We start from the raw sequence: 11,770 nt of genomic DNA, 5'->3' as shown, positions 1-11,770 counted from the left end.
TGCATGTATCGACCTATACTTTGTAACGAAAGCCGTGTTATAGTCACGCTATATCACACAGAGAGGGGCTTTCACCCTAATTGAGAGGTCAATATGACAAGTTTTGGAATTTGGGGACTTATTCCTCCCGTTCTCACCATTACCCTTGCCTTTATCACCAAGGACGTAATGGTATCCCTGTTTCTGGGTATTTTCTCTGGTGCAATCATTGTAGCCGGTGGTAATCCCTTGATGGCAATCATCAATCTTACCGACATGATTGCAGGTTCACTCAATGATGGATGGAACATCCGCATCTTCCTCTTCTGTGCATTGCTCGGCGGCTTGGTCGGTATGCTCAGCAAGACAGGTTCCGCCCATGCCTTCGGCCGGTGGGCAGCTGACAAACTGCATACCGAGAAGACCAGCCTTTTGATGACCTGGTTCTGCGGACTCTTGATCTTCATCGACGATTACTTCAACAGCCTTGCTGTGGGAACGGTCATGCGCCCGATCACCGATAAGAACAAAGTAAGTCGTGCCCAGCTTGCCTACATCCTCGACTCAACGGCCGCTCCTGTGTGTATTCTCGTACCCATCTCCAGCTGGGTCATCACGGTGATGTCGATCGTCAAGGGTTCTGAAGGATTTGAAGCTCTCGGTGTAAGCGAATTCTCCTTCTTCATGCGCTCCGTACCTTACAATCTGTATGCCCTGCTTACAGTATTCATGGTACTGGTAATAATTTTGACCGGACGAAATTTCGGACCGATGGCCCGCAGCATCGCGTACGCCAAGGAAACCGGCAAGCTCTACAACGAGACCTATGGTCCCGCCCCTGGTGAAGTGGACATCGGCGGCAATGAGAATGCAGCAAAAGCAAAGCCCTTGGACATGCTTTTCCCCATTCTTGTGCTCATTGTCTCTGCAGTGCTTCTCTTCCCGATCACCACATACCTTGGTGCCATCGATGGGGAGAGCATCACCAGCTTGGGTGCGGCAGCAGCCTCCATGTCCCTCGGTGATGCCTTCAACAACACCGACGCATCCATGGCCCTCTTCTATGCAGTCATTTTCACCTTGGTGATCTCCTACATCTACTACACCGCCCGCAAGCTCTTCACGATTAAATCGGCAAGCGAAGCCATCGGTGATGGTATCAAGTCGATGGTGCCCGCATTGATCATCCTGACTATGGCTTGGACCATCGGGACAGTCATCAAGAGCAGCCCGGAAGACGGAGGTCTCGGCCTTGCCGCCTTCCTCAGTGATGTGGTGGTCGGTGGAGGATTCCCGATTGCTCTGGTCCCCGTCATTGCCTTTGCGCTTTCTGCCCTGATCTCCTTCTCAACCGGAACTTCATGGGGCACATTCGCCATCATGATCCCGATTGTAATGCCCATCGCTGTCGGCCTTGCCCAGGCAAAGGGTCTCGCTGATTCCGCTCTGCTCAACGCAGCGATGATCAGCGTAAGTGCCGTCCTCGGCGGCTCGGTCTTCGGTGACCACGCCTCCCCGATTTCCGACACCACCATTCTCTCTTCCACTGGTGCAGGATGTCCCCACCTTGAGCACGTAGCAACCCAGATGCCGTATGCCGTTACTGCAGCAATCTGTACGTTGGTAGGATTCATTTTCGGCGGCATCACCCTCAACGTCTTTGTAGCATGGTTGGCAACACTCATTTGCTTTGCCGCAGCGATGGTGTTCCTGCCCCGTTACTACAAGAAATAAGAAGTCGTTTCTTCTGCTTGGCCCGCCGTCCGGCGGGCTTTGTCTTGCCCTAGGGTCGTAAGCCTCCTATACTTGTATAAGGAGGACGGTATGGACATAGTTCAAATTCAGGGACACATCAAGGAGTATGAGTGGGGCAACAACTCATTCATTCCCGCTCTTCTCTCCCAAGCAGAAGATGGAAAGAGCAAAGCAGAGCTCTGGTTTGGTACACATCCAAGCGGCGATGCCAAAGTCGTTGAAAGTGATGAACCGCTTTCTGCGTTTCTTGCAAAGGACAGTCTTCATTGGTTCGGGCAGGAACATGTGGACTGCTTTGGTGAACAGCTTCCCCTCTTGTTGAAGGTTCTGGCCATCGACAGGCCCCTCTCCATCCAGGTACATCCTACCAAGGCACAAGCTGAAGAGGGGTGGGCCAAGGAAGAACTGTTCCGTGCCCATCACAGCAAGGAACTTTGGAACTACAAGGATCCGAATCGTAAGGCCGAAGTAATCTATGCTCTTACTCCTATTACGGCAATGTGTGGTTTCAGGCCGCTCAAGCAGATCATCCCTACCTTGAAACTTCTCATTCCCAATGGGTATGAGAAACATTTCTTGTATTTGGATAAGGAAGTTGAAGATCCAGACACACTTCTTGCAAAATTATTTGAAGACATCTACACCATGCCGCCCGAGGAGCTTGAAACGCTCATCAGTGAGTATATCGCTTCCTTGAAACAGCACGAGGAGCTTCCCTTCGCAACCGGTGACGGCGCCTTTTTGGAGAGCAAGGGCATCGTACTCTCCTGCTATGGCGCCTATCCCAAGGACCCCGGATTGTTCTGCCCCTTTCTTTTGCATGTCAAGCACCTGCATCCGGGTGAAGCCCTCTATCTGGAGCCAAGGACGCTCCATGCATATGTACTGGGCAACGGCATTGAGCTGATGAGCGCCTCGGACAATGTTCTGCGCGGCGGCCTTACCAACAAGAAAGTGGATGTGAAGGAACTGATGAAAATCTTGGAGATCAAGGGCAAGGAAGTAGAGAAAGCTCCGATGCTCATTGGCCGTTCGGGACGGCTTCACGTACTCACTCCCACCGAGGAGTTTCACCTGATGGTGCTCAAGAGCGGGACCTACCACATCAATGAACGAAGGAGCATCGAGCTGTTGTTCGTAACGGAAGGGCAGGCGGTATTCCAATCATCCACTGAGACCCGTACGCTGCAAAAGGGAAGCTGTCATGTGGTTGCGGCCTCTCTCTCCTCCTATACCTTGGAGGTGGAGGGGATGCTCTTTATCGCCGACGTACCCCGCTGATCATTTTTCTCTCTTTGGGGTTGGAAAGCCGGTTGGCCTGATGCTATAGTCCTCATATGGATGATTACCTGAATGTATTGAATAAGGAGATGCGCCCTGCAATGGGGTGCACGGAACCTGCAGCCTCAGCCCTTGCAGGTGCGAAGGCCGCTCAGTTGTTGGACGGATATCCCACTACCTTGCACGTGGTAACGAGCAGGGATATGGTGAAAAACGCCATGGGAGTGGGTCTGCCGAATTGCTCTCTCAAAGGAATCCAGGCGGCAGTGGCTCTTGGTGCCGCAGGCGGTGATGTTGAGAAAGGCTTAAGTATTCTCAGTGAGCTGACCGAAGAACAAATTCAGCGGGCGATTTCCATGCCGGTTTCGCTTTCCATAGATGCAGAAGTCCCTTCTCTGTATATCAAGGTGATCGCTAACAATGAGACAGGCTCTTCTGTGGCTGTGATCAGCGGTGAACACGACCGGTTCAGCTATCTTGAGCAGCATGGGCAGGTTCTGCTCAGCTTGGCAGTCGATGCCTGTGGTTCCTCCTTGGAAGAGGAGGATGAACAGTATATGGGCGGCAGTTGCTTGTCGGAATTACTCGCATGGGTCCAAGAGGCACCCCAGGAGGCCTTGGATTTGGTCCTTGAAGCCAAAGAGACCAACATGGCCATCGCCCGGCATGCAATGGATCACCCCTACGGACTGTCCGTAGGCAGAATTGCCGCCGAGCCGATCGGTAAAAACCCTTCCAGTCTCGCTGAAGCCTTCAGCCTTGCTTCCGCAATGGCGGCTGCGGCCAGCGATGCACGAATGGCTGGGTGCCCGCTTCCAGTCATTATCAACAGCGGTAGCGGAAACCAAGGCATCACCCTGACCGTTCCCTTGGCTGTTGTGGGTTCATACCTACAGTGCAGTGATGAGAAGCTGGCCAGGGCCCTGCTGCTCAGCCAATTGGTCGGTCTTGCCCTGACTGCCAGAAAAAACAGGCTCAGCGCCTTGTGCGGTGCTTTTACGGCAGCCATCGGTACTGCGTGCGGATTGGTCTATCTGCTCGATGGCACGCTTGTAGAGATGGACCGGGCTTTCAACACCATGGTGGGCAACCTGACCGGCATCATCTGCGATGGGGCGAAGATGACCTGTGCCTTGAAGATTTACAGTTGCGTGGAAGCTGCGAACCTTGCTTGCAAACTCGCTATCAGAGGTATTTCACCGGGAAATGAGAGCGGTATAGTAGGGAAAAGCAGTAAAGAGACCATGGATTTCCTCTCAAGGATCAGTCGAGAAGGGATGGAGGAGACGGATAAAACGATTCTTTCCATCATGTTGGGAAAACAAGCATGAACTATGTTGCAATAGATTTTGAAACGGCGAACGGGTATCCAGGTGGAGCTTGTTCAGTCGCCTTGGCCCGCTTTGATGAAGAGGGGGTGTTGCTGGATACCTATTATTCACTCATCCATCCCAAGCACCCCTATTTCGATCCGGGCATGACAGTGGTGCACCAGCTCAAGGATGAAGAGTGCCTTGCCGCCCCCCAGTTTGATGGGATTTGGCCGGCCATGCGCGACTTCATCGCTAAAGATCTTTTGGTTGCCCATAATGCCGTTTTCGATATGAGTGTACTGAAGGGCTGCTTCGAGGTCTACGACCTGGAAGCAAGGCAGATGCCGTACCTCTGTACGTTGACCATTGCAAAGAAGGTTTGGCCGAAAATGCTCAGCTACAAGCTGGCCTATTTGGTTGACTACTTTGGGATGGAGTACCAGGCACACTATGCCCTCGATGATGCGATCATGTGCGGAAAAATGATGCACAAGCTCTGTTACGGGCACCTCAACGAGATGCTCGACCTCAGACGCTTCTTGATCACCAAGGGCATCGAGCCGAAGTTTATCGAGAACCAGCGAAAAGGCGGAGATTTTTTCCTATAAGTGGATAGAGTCCTGTGGCCCAGAGTCCCACCATTGTATAGCGAAGGAATGCTCCAAGTGCGTACAGCGACTCTGGGATCACCGCTTTGGCTCCCATGAACACCAAGATTCCGATCAGTCCGAGTAGATAGCGGAGAATCTGTTTACTTCTCTTCTCCTCGACAATGAAACCTACTTTTTTACTCTCCAAAACAAAACCCAGGTAGCCGCCGCCACCAAGGGCGAAGACTTTCATGAGATCTGTGAAAGCAACTTCATCAATCAGGCTCAGGTTGAGGAGAATCGCTGTTATAGCCCCTGCGACGAGGGAAAGAGATCCGATCCACATGCTCAGGCGTATACGCTTTTGCATGTCATCGTACAGAGCATTCAGGTAACGGCTTACCACGAAGCTGACGGTCACACCCAGCAAAAGCCCTGCGAAGACATCGATCGGCCAATGTACGCCCAGATAGAGGCGGCTCAAGCCTACGAGTACCATCATGACTGCACAGAAAATGCTTACCGAGCGCTTTTTGAAGGTAAGGGCGAGAGCGGTGTAGAAAGCTGATCCGGTGGTGGTATGTCCGCTGGGAAATGAATAGCCGGTAGCCGTTTCCAGACGCTTGCCGCCTATGGATTCGAGTACCTGAAACGGCCTTGGAGCACGGACAATGGCTTTGAGGATTCCCATGCCGAGGACGGCAAACAGGACTGAGGTGAAAAGTCCAAATCCTTTCTTCTTGTCATAGTTGTAGAAGATGTAGAGAATGACTGCTATGACGAAGGTCTGTTCGCCCACAGCGGAGGCGATGTTGGCCAGAAAATCAAGGGTGGGGTTTGCAATGTTGAGAAAGAACAGCATGATGGATTCTTGCATAATTGACTCCTTGAAAGCAGTATACGGGAGGAGAATATGTATGGCAATCGGGTAATCGGCAATCCAGTTGACAAAAGCATGCGTTTCGTGTAGGTTCCAAGAGTGCTTTTTTGAGGGTGTAGCGAAGCTGGTTATCGCGACGGCCTGTCACGCCGTAGATCGCGGGTTCGAGTCCCGTCACTCTCGCTTTCAGAAACCGCCTTGGATTCCAGGGCGGTTTTGTTGTTATCTACAGGTAAATCCTGACTTTGGAGGAACGATGAAGATACTGGTAGGCATGAGCGGAGGGATTGACTCTTCAGTTGCAGCTTACTTATTGAAGCAGCAAGGGCACGAGGTTATGGGCGTTACGATGACCATTTGGAATAAACGCTCTCATTTGACTCGTCCCTTGAACTCCACCAGTTGTTTCGCCCCGGATAAGACCGAGGACATTCGGGCCATCAAGAGAATATGCGAGAAAATCGGAATCGAGCACCAGGTGCTTGAACTCAGCGACCTCTTTGAGGAAATAGTGCTGGCCAATTTCAAGGCTGAATACATGGACGGGAGGACTCCCAATCCCTGTGTCTGGTGCAATGCAAAGATCAAGTTCGGAGCCATGGTCGAGTATGCCATCCAAAGCGGTCTTGTCTTCGATAGGTTCGCAACCGGCCACTACGCCAGAATAGTTGAACAGGACGGCCGCTATGCAGTCGCAAAAGCTGTGGACCTGAAGAAGGACCAGTCCTACTTCCTCTATCGCCTCAACCAACAACAGCTTGCAAGAACCCTCTTCCCACTCGGTGGAATGACCAAGGAGGAAGTGCGGAAAATCGATGTTGCACAAGGATTTCACAAGGTGTACCAAGAGGAGAGCCAGGACTTCTACGATGGGGATTACACCGACTTGCTGGATATCACCGCCCGTCAGGGAAACATCGTCAATAGGAGAGGGGAAGTGCTCGGCCGGCATGAAGGCATCTGGCACTATACCATCGGCCAGCGCAAGGGTTTGGGAATAGCCGCCGAGAGACCTCTCTATGTACTGGAGCTGAGAGCCGATACCAACGAAGTGGTCGTCGGATTTGTAGAGGAAACCCTGCAGAGCACCGTTATCGCCGGCGATGTCGTATGGTCGAAAGTCGGCGGGCTTGATGGCGAGGTGCCGGTTCAGGCAAAAATACGCTCTACAGGGTATGCCACCCAGGCCAAGGCCCGCCAGAATCCCGATGGGACCATCACGGCAATTTTCAGCGATGAAGTCAAAGCTGCCACAGTCGGCCAGTCGCTGGTGCTCTATGACGGTCCTGCAATTCTCTGTGGAGGCATCATCGAGCGAGCCTTCTGAGAGTTGCCCACCTTCTTGTTTCAGTTTATGATGAGGTGAAAAGGAGAGAACAATGCGAGTCATCATCCAAAACGATTATGAGAATCTGTCCCTTTGGGCTGCACGGTATATTGCCAATAGAATCAGGGCCTTTGAACCGAATGCAAATCGACCGTTTGTACTTGGACTTCCCACAGGATCGTCTCCGCTGGGAACCTATGCTGAGTTGATCAGGCTCAATAGGGAAGGATATGTCTCCTTTGCCAATGTTGTCACCTTCAACATGGATGAGTATGTCGGCCTTGAGCGCGACCACGAGCAGAGCTACTACACATTCATGTGGAAGAACTTTTTCAACCATATTGACATCAAGGCTGAGAATGTGCACATCCTTGATGGAACAGCCAAGGACCTGCAGGAGGAGTGCCGTTTGTATGAGGAGGCCATTGCCGCATTCGGGGGAATAGAGCTGTTTCTTGGCGGTATTGGCGCAGATGGTCACATTGCCTTCAATGAGCCCTTTTCCAGCCTTTCCAGCCGAACCCGCATCAAGAGCTTGACGTACGACACCAAGGTTATGAACAGCCGGTTCTTTGGGCACGACCTGAACAAGGTCCCTTCCCAGGCCTTGACCGTCGGAGTCAAGACGGTTACCGACAGCCGCGAAGTCATCATCCTGGTCAATGGTCACAACAAGGCCCGTGCCTTGCAGGCAACCATTGAAGGGGGAGTAAGCCAAAGCTGGACCTGCAGTGCCCTCCAACTCCATCCCAAGGCTGTCATCGTGTGCGATGAAGCGGCTTGCGGTGAACTGAAGGTGGACACCTACAAGTACTTCAAGGATATCGAGAGCGAGAACCTCTCGGTTGCAGCGATGCTCAAGTAAACAGGGAATCAGGTTCTTGGGGTTGGGAGTACTCTCTCCCAATTCCCTCTATCCAACGAAAATAGTGCAAGGATGAGACACCTTCCTTGCAGATTACTCCGCCCACTCTTATGGTGTTCTAAAACATCAAGGACGCGTGCATAGGCTTTGTCATTCTCTATGAAATCAGCGTGGAAGAAGTCTTCAGATACCTCAAACCAGAAGCGATCAGTCGTGTATGCATACATAGGTAACTTTTTGATACTGCTGAGGACAATTGTCAACGAATGACTGGAAGGTGGGAGACAATCGACAACCAAATATCCCAAAACGGGAAACTTTATATTGATTATTTTCAGAAAGGGATATACAGTATGCATGTGATATCAAGAAAGTGTTTGATTGAATTTGGATCTTGTCACCCAAATGTCAAAAGAGAACTGGCCACATGGTTTCACATGATGGAAAAGAAAGAATATCCAAGTCCCATCGCCATCAAAGAAGTATTTGGTTCAGCAGACATTATTCCTGGGGATAGAGTAGTATTCAACATCAAAGGCAATTCTTACAGGATTATAGCGAAAGTAAGATATTCTACACAAACCATGTTCATCAGATTCATCGGGACGCATGCAGAGTACAGTAATGTAAATGCGGAGACTATATAATGAAACCAAAACTGATAAAGAATGATCAAGATTATGAGATGGCGCTGAAGCATATAGAGTCTCTGATGGAAGAACCCGAATCGACAGCCGTCAATGAAGAGATTGAATTGTACACTTCGTTGGTCTGGCTATATGAAGAGAAGACCTTTCCCGTTGACCTCCCTGACCCGATTGATGCGATAGTGTTTGTGATGGATCAAAAAGGACTCACAAGAAAAGATCTCATCCCAATTCTTGGAAGTCAGGGCAAGGTATCAGAAATTTTGAACAGGAAACGGCCGCTCAGCCTCTCCATGATCAGAAAAGTTCATGAAGAACTGAAGATTCCCGCTGAAATCCTTCTTAAGGATACACAGCAAAACCAGGTTCCACAAAGACGGTTCGCGTATGAGGATTTTCCCGTGTCTGATATGTTCAAGCTTGGATATTTCCCAGACTACCAAATCATTTCCCAGGTCAAGGAATACTTCGAAGAAGCCATGTCCACTTTGTTCAGCCGGTTTGGCGGGAAAACTCCCCAGCCGCTGTATTGCAAACAATCGAAAGGAAACCCAAATCTTGATGTATTGCTGGCTTGGCAGGCCCATATATTGCAAAAGTACGGGGCTGATGAGGTTGATGACTTTTTTTTGGATGCTCTTGATGACTCTTTCTTCAATGAATTGCTCTCATTCAGCATGTATCCCAAAGGCCCGCTCTTGGTGAAAGACTATCTTTATACGTATGGAATACGTTTCGTGGTAGAACCCCATCTCCCGAAAACTTATGTAGATGGTGCAGCTTTTGCATCTCATGATGGAAAACCCTTGGTTGTTCTTTCTTTGCGGCATGATCGAGTAGACAACTTCTGGTTTACTCTCTTGCATGAGTTGGCTCATGTCGCAAAGCATCTCTATGGCGGAGTAGATGATAGAGCCTTTTTTGATGATACTTCTTCCAATCCTAAAGAGTGTGAATCCCTTCTGGAACAAGAAGCAAATGATTTCGCCATGGAGCATTTAATCCCAGCGACACGGGTGGATGTTCAAGCATTGGGTGATGCATCCGCTTGGTCACCCTCCAAAATATTGGCAACGGCAAAAGAGCTCAAACGTTCTCCTGCGATACTTGCCGGCCGCATACGATATGAAACCGGCAACTATGGCCTTTTCTCTGAGATGTTGGGGGCCAAAGAATTGAAATGCTTATTTACGTAATCCCAGCTCGTTGGCAACCTTGATTGCCAGCTGGGGTTTGTCGGTCATAATGGAGTCAACTCCAAGGTTGTACAGCCTATGCATCTCTGCTTCGTCATTGATGGTCCATACCTGGATTATTGCACCCCGTGCGTGCATCACCTCAACAAAGTCCCTGGTGATGACTTCGATACCCCATTGACGTACCGGTACCTGGAAGATCACCTTCGACCTTGCCGTCGTCCTTTTGGGCAGGAGATGCAATTTTTGCAGTGCAAGCAAGGGTAGCACTTCTGCTGTGGTGATGCTGGTCTGGATTCTCGGCTCCCGTTTCCTCAAGAGCTTGAGATTTGAGAGATGGAACGAGGCGGCAACCACGCGCCGGGTAGCATGTTCATCCTTGATCACCTGGATGAAGGCATCGACGATTGCCGGCCCTTTGCTCTTCAAGTCAACGTTGAAACACATGGCAGGGCAGCTTTTCAGAGCTTCCATGAGGGTGCATAGCTGCACGCCCTTGCCCCTGAACGGAAACGTTTTTCCACCATCGGAGGTGAAGGTGTAGCCGGCATCGAGGGCCTTCAGCTCCTGTAGCGTATGCTCCTCCACACGGCCGCTGCCGTTGGTGTTGCGTTCGAGGGTGGGATCGTGCCAGATCACCAGATGACCGTCCCTGCTCAAGTGGACATCGGTCTCGATTACATCGACACCCATCCTGCAGGCGCTCTCAAAGGCAGGCAGCGTGTTTTCGGGAAAGTGGGCGCTGTCGCCACGGTGGGCGACCACACGGGGCATGGGATCGAAGAAAGACTTAAACATCGTCTTCACTCTCCTTGAAAGCCTTGATGCGGGACATCTTCACGAAAATCTTTTCCATTTTTTGGATTTCGCTCTCGGTCAGACCGGCACGGACGAATACATCCCGCAAGAACCTGAAAGTCCATAGCTTTTCCTGGGCCAATTTGAAATAGCCTATACCATCAAGTGCTTCACAGGAGGCGAGGGCTGCCTTTTCACACCGATACTGGGTCACAGGATTTGCTTCCACCGGATACGTCTTGATGGTATCGAAGAGTGTGAAGGTGATAATCTGAACAGCTTGGGAGAGGTTGAGAGAGGGGAACTGGTCGCTGGTGGGTATGGTGACCACCAGCGAGCATTCGGCGACCTCGTCATCGGTCAAGCCGTCAGACTCCCGGCCAAAGACAATCGAAACCAAGCCTTCGCCTGTTTTCATCACCGTATCGGCCAATTGGGCGGGGCTCTGCGCACAGTCCTTGCGAAACTTTCCCCGTCTGCGGGTTGCGGCGACCGAGAGCACACTATCGGCAAGCGCCTGTTTGAGTGTAGGGAAGCGCTTTGCGTTGTCCCACACATCACTGGCGTGGAGGGCCAGCGTACGTACCCGGTTTTCGTCGTACTCCCGTTGCCCTACAAGGACGAGGCGGGTTATTCCCATGGTCTTCATTGCACGACAGGTGGAGCCGATATTTGCTCCATCCTGAGTGTCCACCAGCACAATTTGAATCCTTCCTAGATTGCTTTGTTGGTCCATGATTCCAGTAGTAACAGATATTGCAGGTTTTTCCAAGCTAGTCTATAGTTGTCCCATGACAGAAACTCCGTCCGGCATCAACAAATATTCACACATCTTTTTGGGGATAATTGCGGTATTGGCAATTCTTGCAGCATTGAAACTCTCCAAGGATGTTGCCATCCCGTTGGTGCTCTCCTTCTTTTGCTTCCTTTTGTTCAGCCCCCTTTTGCGTCGCCTCGATAAATTGCATATCCCCAAGTTTATTTCCATAACCTTTGTCATGGTACTCCTGCTCTTCATTTTTGTGTTGGCCGGCTGGTTTGTGATCATGACCGTGGACACCTTGGTTCGCCTTATTCCCTTCTACGCCGAGAAAGTGGTTTCGCTGGACAGGCTCATCTCCAGCCGGGTTTCAGAGTTC

General features: G+C 50.9%; 11 protein-coding genes, 1 tRNA gene and 1 pseudogene. 10 read left to right on the top strand and 3 right to left on the bottom strand.

Going from position 1 to position 11,770, the window contains the following annotated elements:
• The first annotated feature begins 93 nt into the window (after positions 1 to 93).
• The 4 genes from B3F49_RS01890 to B3F49_RS01875 all read left to right on the top strand — a co-directional run bounded on the left by B3F49_RS01890 (position 94) and on the right by B3F49_RS01875 (position 4,936).
• The gene (locus B3F49_RS01890) at positions 94 to 1,713 is read left to right on the top strand and encodes a Na+/H+ antiporter NhaC family protein (protein ID WP_293908723.1); all 1,620 of its coding nucleotides are present in this window, start codon (positions 94 to 96) and stop codon (positions 1,711 to 1,713) included.
• A 90-nt stretch (positions 1,714 to 1,803) separates the two neighbouring features.
• Positions 1,804 to 3,015, top strand: coding sequence for a mannose-6-phosphate isomerase, class I (gene manA / locus B3F49_RS01885; protein WP_293908721.1), 1,212 nt, complete (start codon positions 1,804 to 1,806; stop codon positions 3,013 to 3,015).
• A 56-nt stretch (positions 3,016 to 3,071) separates the two neighbouring features.
• Positions 3,072 to 4,346, top strand: a complete 1,275-nt coding sequence (locus B3F49_RS01880) for a serine dehydratase subunit alpha family protein (protein WP_293908720.1) — start codon at positions 3,072 to 3,074, stop codon at positions 4,344 to 4,346.
• Positions 4,343 to 4,936: an exonuclease domain-containing protein gene (locus tag B3F49_RS01875; protein WP_293908719.1), complete on the top strand. Its 594-nt coding sequence runs from the start codon at positions 4,343 to 4,345 to the stop codon at positions 4,934 to 4,936. Before B3F49_RS01880 ends, B3F49_RS01875 begins: the two co-directional genes overlap by 4 nt.
• On the opposite strand, the gene B3F49_RS01870 is transcribed toward B3F49_RS01875, so the two are convergent.
• Complete coding sequence (locus B3F49_RS01870) at positions 4,896 to 5,795, bottom strand: phosphatase PAP2 family protein (RefSeq protein ID WP_293908717.1); 900 nt, start codon at positions 5,793 to 5,795, stop codon at positions 4,896 to 4,898. The two genes, B3F49_RS01875 and B3F49_RS01870, sit on opposite strands and share 41 nt — an antisense overlap.
• Positions 5,796 to 5,907: 112 nt before the next feature.
• Here B3F49_RS01870 and B3F49_RS01865 point away from each other — a divergent pair.
• The 5 genes from B3F49_RS01865 (at position 5,908) to B3F49_RS01850 (ending at position 9,833) form a co-directional block, all read left to right on the top strand.
• A tRNA-Asp gene (locus B3F49_RS01865) sits at positions 5,908 to 5,981 on the top strand.
• A 73-nt stretch (positions 5,982 to 6,054) separates the two neighbouring features.
• Positions 6,055 to 7,125 carry a tRNA 2-thiouridine(34) synthase MnmA gene (gene mnmA / locus B3F49_RS01860; RefSeq protein ID WP_293908716.1) on the top strand — a complete coding sequence of 357 codons (1,071 nt, stop codon included), beginning with the start codon at positions 6,055 to 6,057 and terminating at the stop codon, positions 7,123 to 7,125.
• A 52-nt stretch (positions 7,126 to 7,177) separates the two neighbouring features.
• Positions 7,178 to 7,990 carry a glucosamine-6-phosphate deaminase gene (gene nagB, locus B3F49_RS01855; protein ID WP_293908715.1) on the top strand — a complete coding sequence of 271 codons (813 nt, stop codon included), beginning with the start codon at positions 7,178 to 7,180 and terminating at the stop codon, positions 7,988 to 7,990.
• 266 nt (positions 7,991 to 8,256) lie between these two features.
• Entirely contained in the window at positions 8,257 to 8,637 is a 381-nt protein-coding gene (locus tag B3F49_RS12370; RefSeq protein WP_414712485.1) for a type II toxin-antitoxin system HigB family toxin, read from the top strand.
• Entirely contained in the window at positions 8,637 to 9,833 is a 1,197-nt protein-coding gene (locus tag B3F49_RS01850) for an ImmA/IrrE family metallo-endopeptidase (protein WP_293908714.1), read from the top strand. Before B3F49_RS12370 ends, B3F49_RS01850 begins: the two co-directional genes overlap by 1 nt.
• On the opposite strand, the gene B3F49_RS01845 is transcribed toward B3F49_RS01850, so the two are convergent.
• Together B3F49_RS01845 and B3F49_RS01840 are read right to left on the bottom strand one after the other, a co-directional pair.
• Positions 9,822 to 10,631: a glycerophosphodiester phosphodiesterase gene (locus B3F49_RS01845; RefSeq protein WP_293908713.1), complete on the bottom strand. Its 810-nt coding sequence runs from the start codon at positions 10,629 to 10,631 to the stop codon at positions 9,822 to 9,824. The genes B3F49_RS01850 and B3F49_RS01845 overlap by 12 nt on opposite strands.
• Positions 10,624 to 11,367, bottom strand: a complete 744-nt coding sequence (locus B3F49_RS01840) for an RNA methyltransferase (RefSeq protein ID WP_293908712.1) — start codon at positions 11,365 to 11,367, stop codon at positions 10,624 to 10,626. The genes B3F49_RS01845 and B3F49_RS01840 overlap by 8 nt, the downstream gene beginning before the upstream one ends.
• Positions 11,368 to 11,422: 55 nt before the next feature.
• Between B3F49_RS01840 and B3F49_RS01835 the strand changes: the two are divergent.
• Positions 11,423 to 11,770, top strand: a pseudogene (locus B3F49_RS01835) (AI-2E family transporter); the annotation flags it as partial.

The sequence above is a fragment of the Sphaerochaeta sp. UBA5836 genome (assembly GCF_002432845.1).
Classification (GTDB): Bacteria; Spirochaetota; Spirochaetia; order Sphaerochaetales; family Sphaerochaetaceae; genus Sphaerochaeta.
Note: the sequence above shows the minus strand (reverse complement) of the source record. Positions and strands in the feature narration are given on the sequence as shown.